This window comes from Streptomyces montanus (assembly GCF_005786655.1).
GTDB classification, from domain to species: Bacteria; Actinomycetota; Actinomycetes; order Streptomycetales; family Streptomycetaceae; genus Streptomyces; species Streptomyces sporangiiformans.
The window spans coordinates 26,943-51,838 of record NZ_VBZC01000043.1 but is presented as its reverse complement, the minus strand read 5'-3'; the positions used below and the strand labels follow the sequence as shown (position 1 = coordinate 51,838).

Below are 24,896 nucleotides of genomic sequence, written 5' to 3'. Positions count from 1 at the left end.
AGGGAACCCCCGTCCGGAATCCGGGCTCGCGCCGGGACGGTACGAGCGCTGTCCGGATGAGCTGTACGGCAAGTACCCCATGTGCGCGGCCAGTACGGGCCCCACCAGAGGGCCCGCATCGCGCTACTCCACAGGCCGCTTGAGCCGGGCGACGAACTTGTAGCGGTCGCCGCGGTAGACGGAACGCACCCACTCCACCGGCTGCCCCGCGCCGTCCAGCGAGTGCCGCGACAGCATCAGCATGGGCAGGCCCACGTCGGTGCCGAGCAGGCCGGCCTCGCGTGGGGTGGCCAGCGAGGTCTCGATGGTCTCCTCGGCCTCGGCGAGATGGACGTCGTACACCTCGGCCAACGCCGTGTAGAGGGACGTGTACTTCACCAGACTCCGCCTGAGGGCAGGGAAGCGCTTGGCGGACAGATGCGTCGTCTCGATGGCCATCGGCTCGCCGTTGGCCATGCGCAGCCGCTCGATGCGCAGGACGCGGCCGCCCGCCGAGATGTCGAGGAGCCCGGCGAGGGTGTCGTCGGCCGTGATGTAGCCGATGTCCAGGAGCTGCGAGGTGGGTTCGAGGCCCTGGGCCCTCATGTCCTCGGTGTACGAGGTGAGTTGGAGCGTCTGTGAGACCTTCGGCTTGGCGACGAAGGTGCCCTTGCCCTGGATCCGTTCCAGCCGGCCCTCCACGACGAGTTCCTGGAGGGCCTGGCGGACGGTGGTACGCGAGGTGTCGAACTCGGCGGCCAGGGTGCGCTCGGGGGGTACCGACGTTCCGGGCGGCAGCGTCTCCGTCATGTCGAGCAGATGCTTCTTGAGGCGGTAGTACTTGGGCACACGCGCGGTACGGATGGGGGACCCACCCTCGTTCTCCGCACTGGTCACGTCGGTGCTCATCCTCTGCCTTCCCGGCTCCGGGTGCCGATGCGGCCGACCTACGCGTCGGCCACGGCTCACATCGTGGCACGGCTTCGTGTGCGAGGGCCCGCGTGTTTCGGGTGCGGGTGTTGCCCGCACGCCGTCGTGCGAGCGTTCTCGTACCGTCCGTGATCTCTTCTGTATACCGTCGGGGACTCCCGCTGGTCTAGTCCACCCTATCGAAGTGGTCCAGTGCGGGGCCCGTCGGCCGACCTGCTCTTTTCGCTGGTTTCTTGCTTAAAGGTTCCTGCATATGTAGGTCCCATAACGGACTCCAGGAGCCCACTTTGAACCTCTTGACAGGCCCAATGGTCTGGTCCAAGCTCCCCGGTACTGGTCTAAACCATTGAGGACCAGGGCCTGGCCCCACGGGTATCTCGTCATATGTCACCGCGGTGGGCAGGGGGGTTTGTGGCATCCCTGAGGAGGGTGGGCGTGAAGCGCAAGCTGATAGCCGCGATCGGTATCGCGGGCATGATGGTCTCCATTGCGGCGTGCGGCGGCGGCGACAAAGAGGCGGCCAAGGATCCCAAGGACCGCAAGGGTGAGCTGACCGTCTGGCTGATGACGGACGCCCAGAGCACCTGGCCGGAGCTGGTCAAGCAGGCCAATGCCGAGTTCAACGGGAAGTACCCGGGCGTCAAGGTCAACGTTCAGTACCAGCAGTGGGGGGACAAGACCAAGAAGCTCGACGCGGCCCTCTCCGGCAGCAAGTTCCCCGACGTGGTCGAGCTCGGCAACACCGAGACCATGACGTACATCCTCAATGGGGCCCTCGGCGAGATCGACGCGAAGAAGTATGACAACTCGGACACCTGGATCTCCGGCCTGAAGGACACCTGTTCCTACGAGGGCAAGCTGTACTGCGTGCCCTACTACGCCGGTGCGCGTGTGGCCATCTACAACAAGGAGATGTTCAAGGCCGCCACCGGCAAGGACACCATCCCCGAGACCGAGGACGGCCTGACCAAGGCGCTCGACAAGATCGAGGCCAAGTACGGCAAGAAGGACAAGGCGTTCTCGCCGCTCTACCTCCCGGGCCGCTACTGGTACGCCGCCATGTCGTACGTCGCCGCCTACGGCGGCAAGATCGCCGAGTACGACGAGGGCAGCAAGAAGTGGAAGGCCACGCTCTCCTCGCCGGAGGCGCAGGAGGGTATCCAGCACTACGTCGACCTGGTCAAGAAGTACAACAACGGCGACCAGACCAAGGACGAGCAGGACCACGCCAACGTCATGGCCAACAAGAAGACGGCCATGATCTACGGCAACGGCTGGGAGTCCGGCAGCGTCATCGACCCGGCGGCCAACGGCAACCCCAAGCTGAAGGACAAGATCGGCACCGCCGGCATGCCCGGCCCGAACGGCAAGGCGCTGCCCTCCTTCATCGGCGGTTCCGACCTGGCCACCATCTCCAAGTCCAAGAACCAGGACCTGGCGCAGGACTGGATCTCGATCTTCACCAGCGAGAAGTCCGAGGCCGCGCTCGCCGAGAAGAACATCCTGCCCAACAACACCAAGCAGTTGGAGCCGCTGAAGACCAAGCCGGAGACGGCCCCGATCGCCAACGCCGTGCCGGACGCCTGGTTCACGCCCATCGCGCCGGGCTGGGCCGCGGTCGAGAAGAAGGAAACGCTCGAGCTGATGCTGCTCGACATCCTCAAGGGCAAGTCGGTCGCGGACGCCACCAAGGCCGCCGACGCGGAGATCGACCAGCTGATCAACGAGGCCTCCTGACCTCTTGATCACCCATCGGGGACGGCGGGCCCACCCCCAGGCCCGCCGTCTCCGCACTCCGGTTACCGGTTCGAACGGAAGGCCAGCACAGTGAGTGCCGCCGAAATGAAAGCAGCCGACCCCCCGGTGTCCGTCCCGCAGCCCGAGCAGCCGGAGCAGCATGATGCCCCGCGGGCCGCGGCCGGAAGAGCACCGAGGAGACGAGCGGGCGCCTATCTGCCCTATGCCCTGATAGCCCCCACGGTCGTGGCGATCGCCGCGGTGTTCGTCTGGCCGCTCGTCAAGACGGTGATCATGTCCTTCCAGGATGTGGGGCGCCGGGAGCTCTGGACGGGTCAGGCGGCCGAATGGGTCGGCTTCGAGCAGTTCACCAACATCCTCGGCGACGGCCGGTTCTGGGACGTCGTGTGGCGCACGGTGCTGTTCATGGTCGCCTGCGTCGTCGCCACCATGGGCATCGGACTTTTCCTTGCCCAGGCCATGCAGCGCATGAGCCTGTGGATACGGCTCGCCCTGACCGCGGCGCTGGTCGCCGCCTGGGCCATGCCGCTGCTCGTGGCGACCTCGATCTTCCGCTGGTTCGCCGACTCCGACTACGGCGTCCTGAACATGATGCTGACGAAATACCTGGGGCTCGACTTCCGCGGCCACAACTGGTGGCTCGATCCCAAGCAGGGCTTCCTGATCATCGCCGCCGTCGTCATCTGGGGCGCCATCCCGTTCGTGGCCATCACCCTCTACGCCGCCCTCACCCAGGTGCCCAGGGAACTGGAGGAGGCGGCGGCGCTGGACGGAGCGGGCGCGCTCGGCGTGTTCCGCTACGTCACCTGGCCCGTCATCAAACCGGTCTTCCAGATGGTCGCCACGCTCTCGGTGATCTGGGACTTCAACGTCTTCGGCCAGGTCTTCCTGATGCGCGGCAACAAGCCGGAGCCGGAGTACAGCCTCTTGGGCATCTACTCGTTCGAGAAGGCCTTCGAATCCAACTCCTTCAGCCAGGGTGCGGCCATCTCGCTCATCACGGTGCTGCTGCTCTCCGGCGTCGCCGTGTACTACCTGCGCCAGCTGCTCAAGATCGGAGAGGTCGAGTGAGCGCCACGACGTCCACCCGCCCGGCACCGTCCGCCCGCCCGGAGCCCCGTCCGGCACCGCGTCCGGACCGCAAGAAGAAGAGCCGGCACGTCTACAACCTCGTCGGCGTCGTCGCCTGCGTCGTGATGGCCTTCCCGGTCTACTGGCTGGTCGTCAGCGCGCTACGGCCCAACCAGGAGATCCGCAGCTACGACCAGACGCTGTGGCCGTCCTCGGTCACCTTCGACAACTTCAAGCGGGCGATCGACGCTCCGAACTTCGGCTCGGCGATCCAGTCCAGCCTGATCATCTGCGTCACCGCCGTGATCGGGGCGATGCTGCTGTCGACGATCGCCGCCTTCGCGATCGGACGGTTCCACTTCGCCGGCCGCAAGGCGTTCATGATCACGCTTCTGGCGATCCAGCTGCTGCCGCCGACCGCGATGCTCATCCCCATCTACATCCAGCTCAACAGCCTGGGCGCGCTCAATGAGTACTGGGGCGTCATCATCATCTACCTGGTCTCCGCGCTGCCCTTCGCCACCTGGATGATCCGCGGCTTCGTGATCAACATCCCCAAGGAGCTGGAAGAGTCGGCGATGGTCGACGGCTGCAGCCGGATGGGCGCCTTCTGGCGCGTCATCTTCCCCCTGCTCGCTCCGGGCCTCGCCGCGGCCTCGATCTTCTCGCTCATCAACGCGTGGAACGAGTACCTGCTCGCCTATGTGGTGCTCCAGGACAACGACAAGTACACCCTGAACGTGTGGCTGATGAACTTCACCACGTCCCGTGGCGTCGACTACGGCGCGCTGATGGCCGCCTCCACACTCATCGCCCTCCCGGTGGTCGTGTTCTTCATGCTCGTCCAGAAGAAAATGGCCTCGGGTCTCACCTCCGGTGCCGTGAAGGGATAAGGCCACCGATGACGACACTCACCGGTGGGACATCCACCCTGACGCGTGACGCCCTGGCTGTCCTGCAGCCCGGCTTCACCGGGACCTCGGCACCCTCCTGGCTGCTGCGGCGGCTGGGCGAGGGGCTGGCCTCCGTCGGCCTCTTCGGCCGGAACATCGCCTCGCCCGGCCAGCTCGCCTCACTGACCGCCCAGTTGCGCGCCGAGCGTGACGACGTCCTGGTCGCCATCGACGAGGAGGGAGGTGATGTCACGCGCCTGGAGGTGCGTACGGGGTCGTCGTTCCCCGGAAACCACGCGCTGGGCGCGGTGGACGACGCCTCACTGACCGAGGAGGTCGCCTTCGAACTGGGCAGCCGCCTCGCCGAGTGCGGCGTGAACCTCAACTGGGCACCCTCCGCCGACATCAACTCCAACCCCGGCAACCCCGTCATCGGCGTACGCTCCTTCGGCGCCGATGCCGCACTGGTCGCCCGGCACACGGCCGCATACGTCGCCGGCCTCCAGTCCGCCGGAGTCGCCGCCTGCACCAAGCACTTCCCGGGCCACGGCGACACGGCGGTCGACTCGCACCACGCGCTGCCGCGCATCGACGCGGCGCTGCCGGTCCTGCAGTCCCGGGAGCTGGCCCCGTTCCGCGCGGCCATCGAGGCGGGGACACGCGCGGTGATGACCGCGCACATCCTGGTCCCGGCCCTGGACCCGGACCTCCCCGCGACCCTCTCGCCCCGCATCCTGACCGGGCTGCTGCGCGAGGAGCTGGGCTACGACGGTCTGATCGTCACCGACGGCATGGAAATGCAGGCCATCTCCGGCACGTACGGCATCGAACGGGGCACCGTCCTGGCGATCGCCGCCGGCGCCGACGCCATCTGTGTGGGCGGAGGACTCGCCGACGAGGCGACGGTGCTGCGACTGCGCGACGCACTGGTCTCGGCGGTGCGTGCGGGGGAGTTGTCCGAGGAGCGGCTGGCGGATGCCGCCTCCCGGGTCCGGGCCCTGGCCTCCTGGACTTCGGCGCGGAGCGAGGGCGGTTCGCGGCGGAGCGGGGCTTCGGCTGTGGGCCTGGTCGCGGCCCGCCGGGCGCTGACGGTCACGCGTGCGGAGCACTTCACTCCGGTCACCGGCGCTCCGTATGTCGCCGCGTTCACCCCTGTCGCCAACTTCGCCGTCGGCGACGAGACCCCGTGGGGCGTCGCCGCGGAGCTCCGGCGTCTGCTCCCGGGGACGGAGACGGGGAGTTTCACGGGGGAGCGGGCGGAGGCCGAGGCACTCGCCGGCGCGGCGCTCGCGGCCGCGGGATCCCGCCGTATCGTCGCCGTGGTCCGCGACGCCCACCGCCACGCCTGGATGAACGAAGCCCTCGACATCCTCCTCGCCGCCCGCCCCGACACCGTCGTGGTCGAGATGGGCGTTCCCCAGGCCCCGCCCAGAGGAGTGCTGCACATCGCCACGCACGGGGCGGCCCGCGTATGCGGTCTGGCGGCGGCGGAGGTCATCGCCGGCACGTGAGGTGGTGGCATAGGCCCACTCATGGGAAGGGCCGGGTGCTTCTGGGCACCCGGCCCTTCCCATGGCCTCGTCCGTACGGCGTCCTAAATGCCCTGCCAGTCGGGCTTGTTGGCGTAGGTGTGCCGGAAGTAGTCCGCGAGCTTCAGCTTGGAGGCGGCCGCCTCGTCCACGACGACCGTGGCGTGCGGGTGCAGTTGGAGCGCTGAGGCGGGGCACACCGCGGCGACGGGCCCCTCGACGGTCGCCGCCACCGCGTCCGCCTTGCCCTCACCGGTGGCGAGCAGCACCAGATGCCGTGCCTCCAGAATCGTCCCGATCCCCTGAGTGATGACGTGATGCGGCACCTGCTCGATGTCGCCCTCGAAGAACCGCGCGTTGTCGACCCGGGTCTGCTCGGTCAGCGTCTTGATCCGCGTACGCGAGGCAAGCGACGAGCACGGCTCGTTGAACCCGATATGCCCGTCGGTCCCTATGCCGAGCAGCTGGAGGTCGACCCCGCCGGCCTCGGCGAGCGCCTTGTCGTACGCCGCGCACGCCGCCTGCACGTCCGCCGCGGCCCCGTCGGGCCCCATGAACGCGGCCATGTCCAGCCCCAGCGGCTCCAGCACCTCACGCCGCAGCACGGAGCGGTACGACTCGGGATGGTCGGTCGGCAGTCCCACGTACTCGTCGAGCTGCGCGATCCGCGCCCGCGAGACGTCCACGGCCCCGGCGCTCACCTTCGCCGCCAAGGCCTCGTAAATGGGCAACGGGGTCGAGCCGGTCGCCACACCGAGCAGGGCGTCGGGCTTGTGCCGGAGCAACTGCGCCATGGCCTCGGCTATGAGCTCGCCACCCGCCTCGGCGTCGGGAACGATGACAACTTCCACGCTGGGGCCTGCCGTTCTGAAAGGGGGACTCGACTGTGTATGTGGTATAGACCAATCTAGCAGAATCGGCCCCGCGTGACAGTGTCCAGGTGGTGAACGTCCCGCCACAGCAGACCACCGACGTTTCTCTAGTGCCCGCTATAAAATGCGCGGCATGGCGATGAGACCGGAGACCGGCGACGAGACGAAACCGCAGGACGCGCAGCACGCGGGCCGCCGTCAGGGCAAGCCGCGCGGCCGCCCCCGCTCCTTCGACCGCGAGACCGCGCTGGAGCGGGCGATCCACGCGTTCTGGGAGCACGGCTATGAGGCGACCTCGGTCTCCGACCTCACCCGGGTCATGGGGATCGGCGCGCCCAGCCTGTACGCGGCCTTCGGCGACAAGCGCTCGCTCTTCGAGGAGGTCGTCCGCGCGTACGGCGCGCGATACGGCTCGTTCGGCGACCGTGCGCTCGCCGAGGAGCCGACGGCCCGTGCCGCCGTGGAGCGGATGCTGCGCGAGGCGGCGGCCGAGTACACCGAGCCGGGGCATCCGCACGGGTGCCTGGTCATCCACGCGGCCACCAACTGCACCACCCCCGAGGTGGAGGAGTCCCTGCGGGAGCGGCGCAACGCGGACATCGCCGCCATCGAGAGCCGCATAAAAGCCGACATCGCCGCGGGCGAGCTGTCCGCGGACGTCGACGCCGCGGCCCTCGCCCGGCACACCGGAGCCATGATCCAGGGCATGTCCCAGCAGTCCCGCGACGGAGCCACCAAGGGGGAGCTGGAGGCACTCGCCGAACTCGCGATGGCAATCTGGCCCCGCTCGTGAACCGACCGGCGCTAGGCTGCGTGGTGGACAGTGAGCGCGAGCTTGTTGGATAAAGACACAACAACAAACATCCGCCAACGCATGGACAGGCGAGAGTGGTCTAGTCCACAATCGTAGGCGAAGCTTGAGAACGCAATTGAATGATCAAGCCTCCGTCTTCCCCGCACAGGAAGACGGATCGAGGAACCGGCGCTCTCTGCCCTGACGGCACCGGCTCCTCATCCTTCGGCCGACCGGGACCGCACACCCCGCGGCCGATGCTGCTCCGGGCTGCGGTGCCGGGAGGGTTGAGGGTCCCTCTCAGGCGCCGCGGCCCGCGGGTGTTTCCGGGGCCCGTGGGTGTTTCAGGGGCTCGCGAGGAGCGTCCGACGAAGGGGGCCGGGATCGCCGATTTCGGGTCATGTCCGAACTCCCAGGTACGCTCGCTGACGTGCCCTCCATGAACGAACTCGTCCGCCAGCACACCGCCCTCGGAGACTCCGACCTCGAGTGGCTCCATCTGCTGGTCTCGGAGTGGCAGCTCCTCTCCGACCTCTCCTTCGCCGACCTCGTCCTGTGGGTTCCCACGCGCGACGGCACCCGCTATGTCTCGGTGGCCCAGATGCGGCCGAACACCGGCCCCACCTCGTACCAGGACGACATGGTCGGCCACCTCGTCCCCCGCGGCCGCCGCCCCATGCTGGACGCCGCCCTGGACGAGGGCCGGATCGTGCGGGAGGGCGACCCGGAGTGGCGCGAGGAGGTCCCCGTACGGGTCGAGTCCATCCCCGTCAGCAGAGAAGGGCGCGTCCTGGGCGTCATCGCCCGCAACACGAACCTGCTCACCGTGCGCACCCCCTCACGGCTCGAACTCACCTATCTCCAGAGCGCGTCCGACCTCGCCCAGATGATCGCGGCGGGCTCCTTCCCGTTCCCCGACCAGCAGGTCGACATGGACGCCTCGCCACGGGTGGGCGACGGTCTGATCCGGCTCGACGCCGACGGTGTCGTCCAGTACGCGTCGCCGAACGCGCTCTCCGCGTACCACCGTCTGGGCCTGGCCGCCGACCTGGTCGGCCACCACCTCGGCAAGACTACGGCGGAACTCGCCCCCTCGCGGGGCCCGGTGGACGAGGCGCTGGCCAAGGTCGCCAGCGGCTGGGCACCCCGCGAGTTCGAGATCGAGAGCAACGACGGTGTGATCCAGCTCCGCGCGATTCCGCTCAAGCCCAAGGGCACCCGTGTCGGTTCGCTCGTCCTCCTGCGGGACGTCACCGAACTGCGGCGCCGCGAGCGCGAGTTGATCACCAAGGACGCGACCATCCGGGAGATCCACCACCGGGTGAAGAACAACCTCCAGACGGTCGCGGCACTGTTGCGGCTCCAGGCCCGTCGTATCGACTCCGAGAAGGGCCGCGAAGCCCTCGAAGAGGCCGTACGCCGCGTCGGGTCGATTGCGATCGTGCACGAGACGCTGTCCCAGAACCTGGACGAGCGCGTGGAGTTCGACGAGATCGCCGACCGGGTGCTCGCCATGGTGGCCGAGATCTCCCCGGGCAAGGTCACGGGCCGGCGCTCCGGCCGCTTCGGCATACTCGACGCCGAGGTCGCCACGCCGCTGTCCATGGTCCTCACCGAGATTCTGCAGAACGCGCTGGAGCACGGCTTCCGGCAGGGCGACACCGGCACGGTCGAGGTCTCGGCGGTCCGCGGCGGCACCACCAAGGAGTCCCGTCTCCTCGTCACCGTCCAGGACGACGGCGTCGGCCTCCCGCAGGATTTCGACCCGCACCGCTCGGGCAACCTGGGCCTGCAGATCGTACGAACGCTGGTGGAGGGCGAGTTGGGTGGCACGTTCGACATGGTCCCGGCCCCGGAGCGCGGAACGCGGGTGATCCTGGACATCCCGGTGGAGGGCCACAAGTAGCCGGCACGAGTCGCTCCGCCCGTGCGAAGGATGCGCACAAGCAATCCTCACAACTTGTCCACACAGTCAGGCGTGGCAACGAGCCCCCGAACAGCAACGCCCCCCCCCGAACGGCAACGAGCCCGGAACAGCAATGAGCCCCGGACCTGTGAAACGGTCCGGGGCTGATAGCTCGTGCACTATGCGCATCGGGGGTACTGCGCGCTGCGGCTCGGGGGCGGGAGATGCGTACTCGCTGTACGCGCCGCCAAGCTCAGGCTGTTGCGGGGCGGGTTGTCAGGCGGAGGCCTGACGGGCCCGGTTGCGGGCGGCGCGGCGCTTCATGGCGCGGCGCTCGTCCTCGCTGAGACCACCCCAGACGCCGGAGTCCTGGCCGGACTCGAGCGCCCACTGCAGGCACTGCTCCATGACGGGGCAGCGGCGGCAGACGGCCTTGGCTTCCTCGATCTGCAGCAGCGCAGGACCGGTGTTGCCGATGGGGAAGAACAGCTCGGGGTCTTCCTCGCGGCAAACGGCGTTGTGACGCCAGTCCATGGCTGCTACCTCTCCTTGGTCTTACATGCGGGTTGCTTGTGAATGTGAACGCTTTCACGAATCCCTCAACAAGTGAAGGGCCGACTACCAGGCGGACTGGTGTGGTCCTTGATGTGAGGAGGGGTTCTGGCTCTCTGTGGGGCCGATTCTGCGGGCCGCCCCGAGCGCCACGTAGAGACTCGCAAACCTCAGCGGCGGATACAACCCCTTCCGAAAAGTTTTTTTTGATTCCTCGGTGTCGACTAGGTCACAGCCGTACTTCTATGGGGTGGATCCTGGCCTAAACGTTCGAGTGAAAGGACTTTAGCCCGTTCTGCTCACACAATCACACGCAGTGCACGGCGTACGCCTGTGAACGTCACGCTCGTACGCAGTCCTAGATGGTCGCCGTCCATCTGAAGGGGGAGTGGCACCTTCGAATGCAAGGTGAAGTCCGTCAGGTCATGCAGGGACAGGGCGTGCTTGCCATGGGGCCCCCGCTCGGGGGACGAAGTGAGCAACTGCGTGGCATATCGGGCGACCGCGGCCGTGGACATCCGGCTGAGACCCAGTACGTCCAGGCCAGTTTCGAACGAGGCCTTAGGGGACGCATACACCGGGCGATTGCCCAGATACGTCCAGGGAGACGTATTGCAGACTATCGACAGCACCAAATCGGACACCGGGTCCTCGCCGTCCCGCTCCAGCACTATCGTGCCGCCCTTGCGATGGGGCTCGCCCAGGAACTGGCGTACCGCCTGGCGCATATAAAGGGCGTGCGTGGAGCGTTTGCCGCGCTCGCGCTGCTGCTCGACCCGCCCGATCACGCCGGCGTCGAAGCCGAATCCCGCGCAGAAAGTGAACCAGCGGGACGGCACGGCCTCGTCCTCCGTACCCGGGGTGCCTGCCGCGAGGCCCAGGCCGACCGTCCGCTGCCCGCCGTCGCGCAGCGCGTCGAGCAGGGCGCCGGTGGCCTCCACGGGCTCGTTGGGCAGGCCCAGGGCGCGGGCGAAGACGTTGGTGGAGCCGCCGGGGACGACGGCGAGGCCGGGCAGACGGTCGGGGTCGGGCCCCTGGTGCAGCAGACCGTTCACGACCTCGTTGACCGTGCCGTCGCCGCCGAGGGCCACGACCAGGTCTATGTCCTTGCTCTCCGCCGCCTGCCGGGCGAGGTCTCTGGCGTGTCCGCGGTACTCGGTGGTGACCGCTTCGATCTTCATCTCGCTCGCCAGGGCGTGGATCAAGACGTCACGCGTGCGTGCGCTGGTGGTAGTTGCTGCCGGATTGACCACGAGAAGTGCACGCATGCGATGCAGCGTACCTACCGAGTGGTACTCGGCCCACACCGAGGTGAGGATCCAGTAGGACCGCGCGGCATCGGCTCGGCCGCGTCGGGCGGGCTCGGGGCCCCGGTCGGAGACCCCGGGCGGTGGCCGGGCGGCCGCCGGGCGGCGCGGGCCGAGGGCTACCCTTCAGGGGTGAGTTCTGCGCAGACCCCCGCCCCGGACGCCCCCGAAGCAGGCCCCCGCCCCAGGCGGCTGACCGCCGCGGCGGCGCTGGCCGCCCTGGAGGGCATCGCCCTGGTAGTCGCGGGCGCCTACATGGCGGTGAGGGGGCTGACCGGTCACCCGGACGACCGTCAGCAGGCCGTCACGGGCGGGGTCACGCTGATCGTGCTCGCGCTGCTGCCGCTGCTGGCCGCGCGCGGGCTGCTCAAGCGGCGCAGCTGGAGCCGGGGCCCCGCGATCATCACGCAGATCATGGCGCTGCCGGTGGCCTGGACGCTGCTCCAGGCCGACAGCCTCGCCATTCCCGGCGGCATCGCCCTGGCCGTCGTCGCGGTCGCCGCGCTGTTCCTCCTGCTGAACCCGGAGACGACCCGGGCCCTCGGGATCCGGGGCCCCGGCGACGTGCAGGATCAGAAGTAAGGGGCGCTGCCCGTACACGACGGTCGACGGTCACTCCTCGACGAGGAGCTTCTCCCGGAGCTGGGCCAGTGTCCGTGCCAGGAGGCGCGAGACGTGCATCTGGGAGATGCCGACCTCCTGGGCGATCTGGGACTGGGTCATGTTGGCGAAGAAGCGCAGCAGCAGGATGCGCTTCTCGCGGGGCGGCAGATCCTCGAGCAGTGGCTTGAGGGATTCCCGGTACTCGACCCCCTCCAGGGCCTCGTCCTCGGCGCCCAGCGTGTCCGCGACGGCCGGGGACTCGTCGTCCGTGTCGGGGACGTCCAGGGAAAGCGTGGAGTACGCGTTGGCCGACTCCAGACCCTCCAGGACCTCCTCCTCCGAGATGGCCAGCTTCTCGGCCAGCTCGTGCACGGTGGGGGAGCGGCCGTGCTGCTGCGAGAGCTCCGCGGTCGCCGTGGTGAGCGCGAGGCGCAGCTCCTGCAGCCGGCGCGGTACGCGCACCGCCCAGCCCTTGTCACGGAAGTGCCGCTTGATCTCGCCGACCACCGTCGGGGTCGCGTACGTGGAGAACTCGACGCCGCGCTCCGGGTCGAAGCGGTCGACCGACTTGATCAGGCCGATGGTGGCGACCTGGGTGAGGTCGTCCAGCGGCTCGCCGCGGTTGCGGAAGCGGCGCGCGAGGTGCTCGACAAGCGGCAGGTGCATCCGGACCAGCTGATTGCGCAGCTCCGCGTACTCCGGGCTGCCGTCCCGCAACTTGCGCAGCTCGATGAACTTGGCCCGAGCCCCGCTGCGGTCCTGGGGGTCGTGCTGTGCACCTGACGCGGCACCCGCGCCGTTGTCGGCGTGTCGCTCGTGCTGCTCGCTCATAGTCCCGCCCGTCACCCGCCGCCGCCCTTCCAAGGAGGCGCTTTGCGCGGCACCTTCTGAATCCCGTTGCCCGTCACGGCCGGAGAGCGCCTCGCGCTCGTCCTCGTCGATCGGCTCGCCCCCCGAGTTCTCGGTCGCGCCCGAACCGGGGGGACCCCCGGGCCGAGACGCTTCGGCTGCCGAGGAGTCGTCCTCCGGGTGCGGCCTGGCCTGCTGCTCGGGAATGCCGTCGACACCTTCCGCCGTGTGCCGTGGCCCGCTCGGGAGGTCCTTCCCCAAGCTATCGGCTCCTCCGCCGCGCTCGACTTCGCTCGAGCGGGAGGACTCCCAGGAGCAGGGGTGACCTCCACCCTCGGCGGGAAGTTCCCGTGTGCCGCGCTCTTCGTCCCGCACCGGCCCGTCCCCGTTCCTCACGCCGGCCCGGGTCCCGCGCCGCGCTGTTTGTAGAGGCTGATCGAAACGGTCTTGTCGTCGGCGACCGAGGAGGACACCTTGCCCGCGAGGGCCGACAGCACGGTCCAGGCGAAGGTGTCCCGCGAAGGGGCGTGGCCGTCAGTGGTCGGAGCTGAGACCGTCACCTCCAGCGAGTCGTCGATCAGCCGGAAGACACAGCTGAGAACCGAACCGGGCACGGCCTGTTGCAGCAGGATCGCGCAGCCCTCGTCGACAGCGATGCGCAGGTCCTCGATCTCGTCGAGGGTGAAGTCCAAACGCGCCGCGAGGCCGGCCGTGGCCGTGCGCAGCACCGACAGGTAGGCACCCGCAGCGGGCAGCCGGACTTCCACGAAGTCCTGGGTCGCGGGCTCGCCTGCGATCTGGGACACCCTCACCTCCAAGGTGGTACAAGCTCTATCGGGGCCGAGGGTCGCCCCTCGGGTAACGCGATAACGCGCTACGTGGTTCAGCGGTGACGCTATCGCGCTCTCAAGTGTCCTGTCCTCGGGACCCCAAGGCCCTTTCTGTCACTCATAGTAAACCTATGAATACACACAGTGGCTAGGGGGTCTGCGGGCCCAATTGGGAAGAGCGCGCGCCGGGTTGACGTACCCAGACGTCAGACGGTCGAACCGTCCGGGCCGTTCGTCACACGAGTACGTGGTCGACGAAGCACCAGCGCCAGCTCGCTCCGGGCTCAAGGGTGCGCATGATCGGGTGTCCCGTCTCCTTGTAGTGCTCTGTCGCGTGCCGCATCGGCGATGAGTCGCAGCAGCCCACATGGCCGCAGGTCAGGCACAGCCGCAGCTGCACCGGATGGGTGCCGGCCGCACGGCACTCGAGACAGGTGTCGCTGAGTGGTGCGGGCTCGGCAAGCGGCAGCGCGTCGGCATGCGTGCACTGTTTCATGATGGCCAGGTTACGACGGGCGCGCGGAAAGCAGCGCGAAAAAGAAGGCGGGCCGAAACCGATGCATGTGATGCCTCTGCTCCTGCTGGTCGCGGGCAGCGCCGCCATCGCCGGTGCGGCCCGCCGTACCGCTGTCCCGGCACCGCTGTTGCTCGTCGCGGTGGGCCTGGCCGTCTCGTACGTCCCCGGGGTGCCCGGGTACACCCTCGACCCCGATGTGGTGCTGCCGCTGCTGCTGCCTCCGTTGCTGTACACGGCGGCCACGGACAGCTCGTACCTCGATCTGCGGGCGCAGATCCGGCCCGTCGCGCTGCTGTCGGTGGGATATGTGCTGTTCGCGACGCTCGCCGTCGGCTGGGCCGCGTATCTGATCGTGCCGGACCTGCCGCTCGCCGCCGCGCTGGTGCTCGGCGCGGTCGTGGCGCCGCCGGACGCGGTGGCGGCGACCGCGGTAGCGCGGCGGGTCGGGCTGCCCTCGCGGATCACCACGATCCTGCAGGGCGAATCCCTGGTGAACGACGCGACCGCGATCACCGCCTACAAGGTCGCGCTCGCCGCCGCCGTCGGTGAGGGCGCGACCTGGGCGGGCGGAATCGGCGAGTTCCTGCTGGCGGCGCTCGGCGGCGTCGGGATCGGGCTCGTCCTGATGGTGCCGATCCACTGGCTGCGGACCCACCTGAAGGAGCCGCTGCTGCAGAACTCCCTCTCGTTGCTGATCCCCTTCTTCGCGTACGCGGTCGCCGAGCAGGTGCACGCCTCCGGAGTGCTCGCCGTGGTCGTCGTCGCCCTCTACCTCGGGCACCGCTCCTGGCAGGTCGATTTCGCGACCCGGCTCCAGGAGGCGGCGGTGTGGAAGATGGTCGCGTTCATCCTGGAGTCGGCGGTCTTCGCGCTGATCGGTCTGCAACTGCCCGTCGTCCTGAAGGGGCTTGGGGAGTACGAGGGGCTGAGCGCCGCCTGGTACGCGGTGGCCCTCTTCCTGGTCGTGGTCGTGACCCGCTTCGTCTGGGTGTATCCCGGGACGTATCTGCCGCGCCTGCTGTCCGCGCGGATCCGGGAGCGGGAGGCGGATCCCACCTGGAAGGGGCCGTTCGTCGTCGGCTGGGCCGGGATGCGGGGTGTGGTCTCGCTGGCGATCGCCTTCTCGATCCCGGAGACGGTGCACGGGGGTGAGGACTTTCCCGGCCGCAACCTCATCCTCTTCCTGACCTTCACGACGGTCATCGGGACCCTGGTCGTGCAGGGGCTGACGCTGCCCCCGCTGATCCGCCTGCTGAAGTTGCCCGGGCGTGACCCGCAGGCCGAGACGCTCGCGGAGGCGAACGCCCAGGCGCAGGCGTCCCGGGCCGCCGAGCAGCGCCTGGACGAGCTCCTCGGCGACGAGCGCAACGCGCTGCCGCCCCCGCTCGCCGACCGTCTCCGTATGGTCCTGGAGCGGCGCCGCAACGCCGTGTGGGAGCGGCTCGGCGCGGTGAATCCCGTGACCGGGGAGACCGCGGACGACACGTACCGGCGGCTGTCGGGCGCCATGATCGGCGCCGAGCGCGCGGTGTTCGTGAAGCTGCGGGACGGCCGCTACATCGACGACGAGATGCTGCGGACGCTGCTCAGGCGGCTGGACCTGGAGGAGGCGGCGGCCTACCGGGAGACGACCACCTGAGCGCCTTGACACGTGGCCGAAAGGATCCTACTTTTCAGCGATCTTTAGATTCATGAATCACGTTCGCGTATGTGAACGACGGCCATGGCCTGGAGGCGGTACGAGCATGAGTGCCCTCGGCGCTACACGCATCCGTGAACTGACCATCACCCCCATCGCGTTCCGCGACCCACCGCTCCTCAACGCCGACGGAGTGCACGAGCCGCTGGCCCTGCGCTGTGTCCTGCAGCTCGCGCTGGAGGACGGCACGACCGTAGGCCTCGGCGAGTCGACGGGCGGCACCGTACGCCTCGAACGCCTCCAGGTCGCCGCCCGGGTCGTCCCCGGAATGGACGTCTTCGACACCACGGCCATCGCCGCCGCCATCGACGCCGCGCTGCTGCCGACCGTCCCGAGCTCCCATGAACGCGGCTGGACCACCTCCGCCGTCGAGGTCGCCTGCCTCGACGCACAGGGCAAGCTGACCGGCCGCCCCGTCTCCGACCTGCTCGGGGGCGCCGTCCGCGACTCCGTCCCCTTCGCCGCGTACCTCTTCTACAAGTGGGCCGAACACCCCGCTCTCGACGGCCGCCCCGCCGTACCCGACTCCTGGGGCGAGGCCCTCGATCCGGCCGGCATCGTCGAACAGGCCCGGCTGATGCAGGAGCGCCACGGTTTCCGGTCCTTCAAGCTCAAGGGCGGTGTCTTCCCGCCCGACGAGGAGATCGCCGCGATCCGTGCCCTCGCCGCGGCCTTTCCCGGCCGGCCGCTGCGTCTCGACCCCAACGCGGCGTGGACCGTGGAGACTTCGCGGTACGTGGCGCGGGAACTGGAGGACGTCCTCGAATACCTGGAGGACCCCACCGCGACCATCCCCGGAATGGCGGAGGTCGCGCGGACAGCCCCCATGCCCCTGGCGACCAACATGTGCGTCGTCGCCTGGGAACACCTGCGTCCGGGCGTCGAAGCCGGCGCGATCCAGGTGCTGCTCACCGACCACCACTACTGGGGCGGGCTGCGCCGTACCCGCGAACTCGCCGCCGTGTGCGAGGCCTTCGGACTCGGGCTGTCCATGCACTCCAACTCGCACCTGGGCATCAGCCTCGCCGCCATGACCCATGTCGCCGCGGCCATCCCCCGTCTCGACCACTCCTGCGACACCCACTACCCCTGGAACTCGCCCGACGACATCATCGTCCCGGGCGCCCTGGAACTCCGCGACGGCTGCGTCAAGGTCCCGACGGGCCCGGGCCTCGGCGTCGAGCTCGACCCGGACGCCCTGGAACGGGCCCATCGCGTGTACGTCGACTCAGGGAAGAAGAGCCGCGACGACACGGGGTACATGCGGCGGTTCCATCCGGAGTACGTGCGGAAGCTGCCCCGGTGGTGACCTGGTGGCGACCCGGCTGCGTGGCGTACCGGCTGTGTGACGAACCGCCTGCGTGACGAACCGGCCTGTGAGGTGAGCGGATCTACGGGGCGGGCGGCGCTCCCGTGATCACGGCCGCCAGTCTCGTCCCACGGGGGAAGGCGCCCTCTTCCGTGAGGGCGAGGAGTCCGTACAGCGCCTTGGCGACATAGAGGCGCTCGACGGACAGACCATGACGCTGCTCGAAGTCGGCGGCGAAGGCGTCGAGTTCGGAGGTGGTACGGGCGTAGCCGCCGAAGTGGAACCGGTCGTCGAGGGACCAGTCGCCACGGAGGCCGCCGAAGGCCTGGCCCTGGAGCGCGCGTATCTCCGCGTCGAGGAAGCCGCCCTTGAGGACCGGTATGCCCAGGGCGCGCTGTCCGGGGCCGAGGCCGGCGGCCAGGCCCGCCAGCGTGCCGCCCGTGCCGCAGGCGAGCGCGACGACGTCGGCGCTGCCGCGCAACTCCTCGCCGAGGGCCATGCAACCGCGTACGGCGGCGGAGTTGCTGCCGCCCTCGGGAACGACGTAGGCGTCCTCGGCACCCGCCTCCCGGAGAACGGCGCTCAGTGTCTCCGGCTCGCTCTTGTGACGGTAAGTCGACCTGTCGATGAAATGGAGCCGCATGCCGTCGGACACGCACCGGGCGAGCGACGGGTTGAGAGGGCGGCCGGCCAGCTCCTGGCCGCGGACCACGCCGATGGTGGCCAGGCCCAGGAGGCGGCCCGCGGCGGCGGTGGCGCGCAGATGGTTCGAGTACGCGCCACCGAAGGTGAGGACCGTACGACCGGCCGCGGCACGAAGGTTCGGGGCCAGCTTGCGCCACTTGTTGCCCACCAGGTCCGGGTGGATCAGGTCGTCCCGCTTGAGCGCCAGCCGTACGCCGTGACGCGCGAAGCGCTCGTCGACGACGTCCTGCAGCGGCGACGGCAGCCGCGGCCGCAGGACGGCGGAAAAATCGGGATCTTCGGGGACGTCGGACCTGGTCACACGACCATTGTCGGACATGTGTCCGGGCCCTGCGCCGGGCCGTGATCAGTTCAGACGGTCGCGGATGCGTTCCCGCATGGAGGCCATCGTGAAGCCGCGCGGGTCGACCTTCCCCGGCTGCCATTCGAGGTGGCCGATGACCGAGCGCTCCGTCCAGCCGTGATGGCGGCAGATCGCCGCCGAGGCCCGCTCGATGGCGTCCAGCTGGGCCTCGGGCCAGGGGTCCTCGCCGTCACCGAGGTTCTCGCACTCGAAGCCGTAGAAGTGGCGGTTGCCGTCGGTGTTCGCCTCGTTGTCCTGCGGGAGCGCGCTCTCGGCGATGACCGCGCGCAGTACGTCGTCGTCGCCGAGCCCCGCGTGGTTGGCGCGGCCGTAGCCGACGAGGTGCACGCGGCCGTCCTTCGTGATGACGCCGTGGCACAGCGGTCCGGGCAGGCCGCTGTAGCCGTCGCGGCAGATCTCGACCGTCCGTGCGCTGCCCGACGTCACCGTGTGGTGGATCATCACGCCGTGGACAGGGCCCCAGGGGCCCTTGTGATTGCGGTTGTGGTGCTCCCAGTCGCCGACCTCGACCACGGTGAGGCCTTCGTCCTTGAGCCGCTCCAGGAAACTGCCCGCGGACATGGGTGAGGCCATGACCGCCTCCTCACGCAGGAAGAGCGACAGCCACCGGTCGCGGCCGCCTCGTACCGCTGCTTGTACCGGAACCCGGCGGTATGGACCACCTGTTCGCACAGCGGGGCGAACCGATTCGGTCAGCGGATCGGCCTGGTGCGGCGGTGCGGGTGGGCCTCGTCAGGCGCGCAGGAACCCGTCGCCGTGTGTCGCGATGTGGCTCTCCAGGGCCTGGAGGGCCCGCTGTGTGGCGTCGGGGGAGCCGGTGCCGCGCCGTTCGGCGTAGTACGCGGCGCCGAGGCTCTTGAGCAGATCGCTGCCCGCCCGCTGCGCCTGGACTTCGTCGAGCTTCTGCTTGCCCTGCGTGAGGCCGCGCTGCGCTTGTTCCTTGGCGCGGTCCAGGAAGCCTGCCATTGCCGTCTCCTCGTCGCTCGTCCGTCGCCCGGTTCAACGGGTGGCTCGATCTTGTAGTTCCCCGTGGGCGAGTTCTAGGTTGTGCCCCGTCCTCGAAGATCCATTCCCGCCCATTCGTGTAATGGAATCAGCACGGTCCGTGATGGGAGGCTTGATCGTGCAGATCAGCGCATGACCGGGGAGGGCGTTTCATGTCGGTAGGCGAAGAGCTCCACGCGCACCAGGAGCAGCCGCAGAAGAGTCTCGGCACATCCGCCGCGCGGAACTTGTCGACCACCACGAAGTCCGCACCGCAGATGCAGGAGATCAGCTCACGGTGGCTGCTGCGCATGCTGCCGTGGGTGAACGTGCAGGGCGGCACGTACCGCGTGAACCGAAGGCTCAGTTTCTCCGTGGGCGACGGCCGCGTCACGTTCGTGAAAACCGGTGACCGCGTTCAGGTCATCCCCGCGGAGCTCGGCGAGCTTCCGGCGCTGCGCGGGTTCGAGGATCAGGAGGTGCTCGGCGAGCTCGCTCGGCGCTGCCGGCAGCGGGAGTTCGCGCCCGGCACCGTGCTCGCCTCCTTCGGGAGCCGGGCCGACGAGGTCTTCCTGCTCGCGCACGGCAAGGTCGAGAAGGTCGGCGCGGGCCCCTACGGGGACGACGCCGTGCTCGGAGTCCTCGCCGACGGGGCGTACTTCGGCGAGCAGGCGATCACCGACCCGGACGCCATCTGGGAGTACACGGCCCGCGCGGTCACCGCGTGCACGGTGCTCGCACTGCCCCGCCAGGACCTCGAACAGGTGGCGGAGCGCTCCGAGTCCCTGCGCGACCATCTCCGGCTGCTGCGTTCGATTCCCGAGCAGCGCACCAACAAGTACGGCGAGAAGGAGATCGACCTCGCCGCCGGCCACACCGGAGAGCCGGCCATCCCCGGGACGTACGTCGACTACGAGGCGGCGCCGCGGGAGTACGAACTGAGCGTCGCCCAGACCGTGTTGCGCATCCACACGCGCGTGGCGGACCTCTACAACCAGCCGATGAACCAGACCGAGCAGCAGCTGCGGCTCACGGTGGAGGCGCTGAAGGAGCGCCAGGAGCACGAGCTCATCAACAACCGGGAGTTCGGGCTGCTCAACAACTGCGAGTACGAGCAGCGGCTTCAGCCGTACGAGGGCGTGCCCAGCCCCGACGACCTGGACGAACTGCTGAGCAGGCGGCGCGGGTCCAAGCTGTTCCTGGCCCATCCGCGTGCGATCTCCGCGTTCGGCCGCGAGCTCAACAAGCGCGGGCTCGTCCCGGAGACCATCGACATGGGCGGTAACCGCATCCCCACCTGGCGCGGCGTGCCGATCTTCCCGTGCAACAAGATTCCGGTCACCGAGGCCCGTACGACCTCCATCATCTGCATGCGTACCGGCGAGGCCGAGCAGGGCGTCATCGGACTCCAGCAGGTCGGCATCCCGGACGAGATCGAGCCGAGCCTGTCCGTGCGCTTCATGGGCATCAGCGAGCAGGCGATCATCTCGTACCTGGTGACGACCTACTACTCGGCCGCGGTTCTGGTGCCCGACGCGCTGGGGGTCCTGGAGAACGTCGAGATCGGCCGGCGGTGACGCGGCGGGCCTCAAGCCCCTCGTCCATGTGCGCCAGAGCGATCGCTTAGGCTGCAACGGCCAAGCGTGGACAGGTAGTTGACGTGAAGGGGTAGGGCATGGGCGTGGTGATCCGGCGGGCCGGTGGCGAGGATCGAGAGGCTGTCACGCGCCTTCTCGACGAGGCCTTTCAGGACGACCCGGCGAGCAGATGGGTCTTTCCCGACCCGGAACACCGTCGCCGGGGACACCCCTTGCTGATGGGAGCCTTCCTCGACATCGTGCTCGCCGAGGGGTACGTGGACGTCACCGAGGACGGTTCCGGCTGTGCGCTCTGGCTGCCGGTGCCCGCGGAGGCGCACGAGGAGGACGACGAGGACGGACCCGCGCGGTTGCGCGAAGCCGTCGATCCCGGAAACGAACGGATCGAGCAGATCGCCCGGCTGACGGGCGAGGCGCACCCGGCGGGCGAGGCTCACGAGTACCTGTGGATGATCGCCGTGAGCCCCGCCCGGCAGGGCGAGGGCCTTGGTACGGCACTGATCCAGCACGTACTCGAGCGCTGTGACCGTGAGCGTCTGCCCGCGTACCTGGAGGCGAGCAACGCCCGCAGCCGAGCCCTCTACGAACGACTCGGCTTCGCCTTCACCGGCCGCGCCGTCGACCTGCCGGACGGCCCGCCGATGTGGCCCATGTGGCGCAAGCCCCAGCACTGACCGTATCGCCGCCGGTACTGACCCGGGTGCGTCGCTCCCCTGTCGGGGCGTCCTGTATCGCAATACCCTGGAGACATGGCCAGTGATGAGTACGTCTGCCCCGTTTGCGGGCAGCCCGTCGACACGGTCGTGCACCGGCACAAGACCCTGGGCGTGGTCGTCCCCCTGTGGGGACCCGGCCCCTGCAAGAACCCCGAGTGCGAGGCGTACAAAGCGGAGGAGACCGAGCCCGCGCCCGTTGTCACCGCCGACTCCCGGCCGCCCGGCGCGGCCGACACCGACACCGATGCGGCCGCGGAGCGGGATTAGCTGAGCTTTCGCGCGCCCGAGCGTTTTCCATGAGCCCGAATGCTTCGCGAGCCCAAAATTTTTCTGGGCGATCCTGAAGTTCCCCGTGCGGGCGTGTAGAGAATCGTGGGCCGGATCCGACGTTCCCTGTGAGAACCGCCCAGCGAGGGCGGCCCGAGCTGAAGGAGCGGATCATGAAGTACCTCGTGATGATTCAGGGCACGCAGGCGGACTACGAGGGCATGCGGGGCAAGGCTTCCCCGGACGCCCCGGCCTGGAGCGAGCAGGAGCTGCGGGCCATGTACGAGCACATGGGCGCGATCAACAACGACCTCTCCGAGTCCGGGGAGATGCTCGACGGCAACGGTCTGGCGGAACCCGCGCAGAGCCGCCTGGTCTCCCTGGGCCCGGACGGCAAGGCCGTGATCACCGACGGTCCGTACGGCGAGACCAAGGAAGTGCTCGCCGGCTACTGGCTCCTGGAGTGCGAGAGCCTGGAGCGGGTCACGGAGATCGCCGCACGCGTCGCCCAGTGCCCCGGCCCCGAGGGGCTGAAGAACTACCCGGTCGTCATCCGGCCGATCCTCGACGGCGCGGGCGACGTGTGAGCGAGGGAGACGGGTGAGACGGACGACCGCGGTCGAGGACCTGCTGCGTCAGCACGCGCCGCAGGTCCTCGGCGCGCTCGTCCGGCGTTACGGGCACTTCGACGCCGCCGAGGACGCCGTACAGGAGGCGCTGCTGGCCGCGGCCGGGCAGTGGCCCGAGTCTGGGGTTCCGGACAACCCGCGCGGCTGGCTGATCAAGGTCGCATCCCGGCGGCTCACAGATGTGCTGCGCAGTGAGGAGGCGCGGCGGCGGCGCGAGGAGCAGGAGGCGGCGCTCACGCCGCGCGACGCCTTCACGGCACCGCCGCCCGGCCTCGACCGCGCCCCGTCCGAGGACGACACCCTCACCCTCCTCTTCCTCTGCTGTCACCCGGACCTGACCCCGACCGCCCAGATCGCGCTCACGCTCCGGGCCGTCGGCGGTCTGACGACGGCCGAGATCGCCCGTGCGTATCTGGTGCCCGAGGCGACGATGGCGCAGCGCATCAGCCGGGCCAAGCAGCGCGTGAAGGGCACGCGCTTCGGCCGCCCCGACAACTGGGAGGAGCGGCTGCCCGCCGTCCTCCACACGCTCTACCTCATCTTCAACGAGGGCTACACGGCCACCTCAGGAGCGGCCCTGCAACGGGCGGAACTGGCGGGCGAGGCCATCCGGTTGACCCGTACGGTGCACCGCCTGCTGCCCGGCGACTGCGAGGTGACCGGCCTGCTGGCCCTCATGCTCCTCACCGACGCCCGCCGCGCCGCACGCACGGGGCCGCACGGCGAACTGGTCCCGCTCGACGAGCAGGACCGCGAGCGGTGGGACAAGGCGGCGATCGAGGAGGGCGTGGCGCTGGTGACCCGGGCCCTGTCCCACCACCGCCCGGGCCCCTATCAGTTGCGTGCCGCCATCGCCGCCGTGCACGACGAGGCGGACTCGCCCGAGACCACCGACTGGCACGAGATCCTCGGCCTCTACGACATCCTCGTGCGCCTCGTCCCCGGCCCCGTCGAACGCCTCAACCGGGCCGTGGCCGTCGCGATGGTCCAAGGCCCCCGGGCGGGCCTGGACGAACTGGCCGCCCTGGAGACGGAGTTGACCACGGGGCACCGGCTTGACGCGGTGCGCGGCCACCTCCTGGAACGGGCCGGCGACCTCCACGCGGCCCGTGCCGCCTACGAGTCGGCGGCCGCCAAGACCCTCAGCCTGCCCGAACAGCGCTACCTCCAGGCCCGCGCGGCCCGCCTCAGGCCCGACACGCGATGACGTGCCGCACGTGCCCGCCCGCACCGGTCGGCCCGGTCGGTCCGATCACTCCTGGTCACCCTGGTCACCCTGGTCAGTCCGATTCGTCCGGTCAGGAGCCCTTGCGTTCCGTGATGCGCAGCAGGTTGCCCGAGGGATCGCGCACGGCGCAGTCGCGGACTCCGTACGGCTGGTCCATCGGCTCCTGGACGATCTCGGCGCCCGAGTCGCGCAGGCGCTCATACGTCGCGTCGCAGTCCTGGGTGGCGAAGATGACCCCCCGGAGCATGCCCTTGGCCATCAGCTCGGTGATGGCGCGCCGGTCGGCCTCCGAGGCGTTCGGGTCGGCCAGGGGCGGCTCCAGGACGATCTCCACGTCAGGCTGCAGCGGCGAGCCGACGGTGACCCAGCGCATACCCTCGAAACCGACATCGCCCCGTACTTCCAGGCCCAGGACGTCACAGTAGAAGGTGAGCGCCCTGTCGTGGTCGTCCACCGAGATGAAGCACTGGGAGAGCTTGAGGTCCATGGCCTCAGGCTAAGGGCTTGGCCTCCCGGCCGCGCACCGGTCGCGTGTACCTCTTCGCCACGCACGCCGGGATCGCCGCCCCCTGCTCGTGCGTCCGCGCCCGGTACGCGCTCGGCGTCTCGCCGACCAGTTCGGTGAAGCGGGAGCTGAACGATCCCAGTGACGTACACCCCACCGCGAGGCAGACCTCCGTGACCGTGAGATCGCCCCGGCGCAGCAGCGCCTTCGCCCGCTCGATCCGGCGCGTCATGAGATAGCCGTACGGCGTCTCGCCGAAGGCGGCACGAAAGCTGCGCTGGAAGTGCCCCGGCGACATCAGCGCCGTACGCGCGAGCGCGGACACGTCCAGCGGCTCGGCGTACTCACGGTCCATCCGGTCTCGCGCCCTGCGCAGCCGGACCAGGTCTTCCGGGGTCACGTCATCAGCGTCCCATGGCCCACTGACAGGACGGTCCCCTCGGCCGGACCGAGGCCGCGCAGGGCGTTCCCCGGCCCGGCTTGATCCAATGGGCGGCCAGCCC

At 69.3% G+C, this 24,896-nt stretch carries 26 protein-coding genes; 14 read left to right on the top strand and 12 right to left on the bottom strand.

Annotated features, from left to right (window positions below; all coding sequences use genetic code 11):
* Positions 1-123: 123 nt before the first annotated feature.
* On the bottom strand, positions 124-888 hold the full coding sequence (locus FE633_RS31875) for a GntR family transcriptional regulator (RefSeq protein ID WP_138048650.1): 765 nt from the start codon (positions 886-888) through the stop codon (positions 124-126).
* 456 nt (positions 889-1,344) lie between these two features.
* On the opposite strand from FE633_RS31875, the gene FE633_RS31870 reads away from it, so the two are divergent.
* From FE633_RS31870 to FE633_RS31855, 4 genes are all read left to right on the top strand, one after another.
* Positions 1,345-2,646: a sugar ABC transporter substrate-binding protein gene (locus FE633_RS31870; RefSeq protein ID WP_138048649.1), complete on the top strand. Its 1,302-nt coding sequence runs from the start codon at positions 1,345-1,347 to the stop codon at positions 2,644-2,646.
* 90 nt (positions 2,647-2,736) lie between these two features.
* Positions 2,737-3,738, top strand: coding sequence for a carbohydrate ABC transporter permease (locus FE633_RS31865; RefSeq protein ID WP_171060189.1), 1,002 nt, complete (start codon positions 2,737-2,739; stop codon positions 3,736-3,738).
* The gene (locus FE633_RS31860; protein WP_138048647.1) at positions 3,735-4,631 is read left to right on the top strand and encodes a carbohydrate ABC transporter permease; all 897 of its coding nucleotides are present in this window, start codon (positions 3,735-3,737) and stop codon (positions 4,629-4,631) included. The genes FE633_RS31865 and FE633_RS31860 overlap by 4 nt, the downstream gene beginning before the upstream one ends.
* Positions 4,632-4,639: 8 nt before the next feature.
* The gene (locus tag FE633_RS31855; protein WP_138048646.1) at positions 4,640-6,142 is read left to right on the top strand and encodes a glycoside hydrolase family 3 protein; all 1,503 of its coding nucleotides are present in this window, start codon (positions 4,640-4,642) and stop codon (positions 6,140-6,142) included.
* A gap of 83 nt (positions 6,143-6,225) precedes the next feature.
* On the opposite strand, the gene nagB is transcribed toward FE633_RS31855, so the two are convergent.
* On the bottom strand, positions 6,226-7,011 hold the full coding sequence (nagB, locus tag FE633_RS31850; protein WP_138048645.1) for a glucosamine-6-phosphate deaminase: 786 nt from the start codon (positions 7,009-7,011) through the stop codon (positions 6,226-6,228).
* A 160-nt stretch (positions 7,012-7,171) separates the two neighbouring features.
* On the opposite strand from nagB, the gene FE633_RS31845 reads away from it, so the two are divergent.
* Positions 7,172-7,825, top strand: coding sequence for a TetR/AcrR family transcriptional regulator (locus tag FE633_RS31845; protein WP_138048679.1), 654 nt, complete (start codon positions 7,172-7,174; stop codon positions 7,823-7,825).
* 439 nt (positions 7,826-8,264) lie between these two features.
* A complete protein-coding gene (locus FE633_RS31840) occupies positions 8,265-9,731 on the top strand; it encodes a sensor histidine kinase (RefSeq protein WP_171060194.1) in 1,467 nt (488 codons plus the stop codon).
* A gap of 276 nt (positions 9,732-10,007) precedes the next feature.
* Here the strand turns inward: FE633_RS31840 and FE633_RS31835 are convergent, their stop codons facing one another.
* Positions 10,008-10,265 (bottom strand): WhiB family transcriptional regulator, encoded by a 258-nt coding sequence (locus tag FE633_RS31835; RefSeq protein ID WP_016639615.1) that lies wholly within the window; start codon positions 10,263-10,265, stop codon positions 10,008-10,010.
* Positions 10,266-10,582: 317 nt separating this feature from the next.
* Positions 10,583-11,551 (bottom strand): diacylglycerol/lipid kinase family protein, encoded by a 969-nt coding sequence (locus tag FE633_RS31830; protein ID WP_138048643.1) that lies wholly within the window; start codon positions 11,549-11,551, stop codon positions 10,583-10,585.
* Between the two features lie 171 nt (positions 11,552-11,722).
* Between FE633_RS31830 and FE633_RS31825 the strand changes: the two genes are divergently transcribed.
* Complete coding sequence (locus FE633_RS31825) at positions 11,723-12,172, top strand: hypothetical protein (protein ID WP_138048642.1); 450 nt, start codon at positions 11,723-11,725, stop codon at positions 12,170-12,172.
* Between the two features lie 30 nt (positions 12,173-12,202).
* Here FE633_RS31825 and FE633_RS31820 read toward each other — a convergent pair whose 3' ends face one another.
* From FE633_RS31820 to FE633_RS31810, 3 genes are all read right to left on the bottom strand, one after another.
* A complete protein-coding gene (locus FE633_RS31820; RefSeq protein WP_138048641.1) occupies positions 12,203-13,438 on the bottom strand; it encodes an RNA polymerase sigma factor SigF in 1,236 nt (411 codons plus the stop codon).
* Entirely contained in the window at positions 13,435-13,848 is a 414-nt protein-coding gene (locus FE633_RS31815) for an ATP-binding protein (RefSeq protein WP_119106284.1), read from the bottom strand. The genes FE633_RS31820 and FE633_RS31815 overlap by 4 nt, the downstream gene beginning before the upstream one ends.
* A 259-nt stretch (positions 13,849-14,107) precedes the next feature.
* Positions 14,108-14,368, bottom strand: a complete 261-nt coding sequence (locus FE633_RS31810) for a UBP-type zinc finger domain-containing protein (protein WP_138048640.1) — start codon at positions 14,366-14,368, stop codon at positions 14,108-14,110.
* A gap of 61 nt (positions 14,369-14,429) precedes the next feature.
* Here FE633_RS31810 and FE633_RS31805 point away from each other — a divergent pair, with 61 nt between their 5' ends.
* Both FE633_RS31805 and FE633_RS31800 read left to right on the top strand, forming a co-directional pair.
* Entirely contained in the window at positions 14,430-16,028 is a 1,599-nt protein-coding gene (locus FE633_RS31805) for a Na+/H+ antiporter (RefSeq protein WP_138048639.1), read from the top strand.
* A gap of 106 nt (positions 16,029-16,134) precedes the next feature.
* Positions 16,135-17,397, top strand: coding sequence for an enolase C-terminal domain-like protein (locus tag FE633_RS31800; RefSeq protein WP_138048638.1), 1,263 nt, complete (start codon positions 16,135-16,137; stop codon positions 17,395-17,397).
* An 82-nt stretch (positions 17,398-17,479) separates the two neighbouring features.
* Here the strand turns inward: FE633_RS31800 and FE633_RS31795 are convergent, their stop codons facing one another.
* The 3 genes from FE633_RS31795 to FE633_RS31785 form a co-directional block, all read right to left on the bottom strand.
* Positions 17,480-18,421, bottom strand: coding sequence for a 1-aminocyclopropane-1-carboxylate deaminase/D-cysteine desulfhydrase (locus FE633_RS31795; protein ID WP_138048637.1), 942 nt, complete (start codon positions 18,419-18,421; stop codon positions 17,480-17,482).
* A 27-nt stretch (positions 18,422-18,448) separates the two neighbouring features.
* A complete protein-coding gene (locus tag FE633_RS31790) occupies positions 18,449-19,039 on the bottom strand; it encodes an N-acetylmuramoyl-L-alanine amidase (protein ID WP_138048636.1) in 591 nt (196 codons plus the stop codon).
* A 159-nt stretch (positions 19,040-19,198) separates the two neighbouring features.
* Positions 19,199-19,432 carry a hypothetical protein gene (locus FE633_RS31785; protein ID WP_138048635.1) on the bottom strand — a complete coding sequence of 78 codons (234 nt, stop codon included), beginning with the start codon at positions 19,430-19,432 and terminating at the stop codon, positions 19,199-19,201.
* A gap of 191 nt (positions 19,433-19,623) precedes the next feature.
* Between FE633_RS31785 and FE633_RS31780 the strand changes: the two genes are divergently transcribed.
* The 5 genes from FE633_RS31780 to FE633_RS31760 all read left to right on the top strand — a co-directional run bounded on the left by FE633_RS31780 (position 19,624) and on the right by FE633_RS31760 (position 23,867).
* Positions 19,624-21,027, top strand: coding sequence for a family 2B encapsulin nanocompartment shell protein (locus FE633_RS31780; RefSeq protein WP_138048634.1), 1,404 nt, complete (start codon positions 19,624-19,626; stop codon positions 21,025-21,027).
* A gap of 98 nt (positions 21,028-21,125) precedes the next feature.
* Positions 21,126-21,722 carry a GNAT family N-acetyltransferase gene (locus FE633_RS31775; RefSeq protein ID WP_138048633.1) on the top strand — a complete coding sequence of 199 codons (597 nt, stop codon included), beginning with the start codon at positions 21,126-21,128 and terminating at the stop codon, positions 21,720-21,722.
* A gap of 75 nt (positions 21,723-21,797) precedes the next feature.
* A complete protein-coding gene (locus FE633_RS31770) occupies positions 21,798-22,031 on the top strand; it encodes a hypothetical protein (RefSeq protein ID WP_138048632.1) in 234 nt (77 codons plus the stop codon).
* A 173-nt stretch (positions 22,032-22,204) separates the two neighbouring features.
* Positions 22,205-22,618 carry a YciI family protein gene (locus FE633_RS31765; protein WP_138048631.1) on the top strand — a complete coding sequence of 138 codons (414 nt, stop codon included), beginning with the start codon at positions 22,205-22,207 and terminating at the stop codon, positions 22,616-22,618.
* A 13-nt stretch (positions 22,619-22,631) separates the two neighbouring features.
* Positions 22,632-23,867: an RNA polymerase sigma factor gene (locus FE633_RS31760; protein WP_138048630.1), complete on the top strand. Its 1,236-nt coding sequence runs from the start codon at positions 22,632-22,634 to the stop codon at positions 23,865-23,867.
* Between the two features lie 91 nt (positions 23,868-23,958).
* On the opposite strand, the gene FE633_RS31755 is transcribed toward FE633_RS31760, so the two are convergent.
* Positions 23,959-24,375: a VOC family protein gene (locus tag FE633_RS31755; RefSeq protein ID WP_138048629.1), complete on the bottom strand. Its 417-nt coding sequence runs from the start codon at positions 24,373-24,375 to the stop codon at positions 23,959-23,961.
* A gap of 4 nt (positions 24,376-24,379) precedes the next feature.
* A complete protein-coding gene (locus FE633_RS31750) occupies positions 24,380-24,793 on the bottom strand; it encodes a helix-turn-helix transcriptional regulator (RefSeq protein ID WP_119106272.1) in 414 nt (137 codons plus the stop codon).
* Positions 24,794-24,896 lie beyond the last annotated feature (103 nt).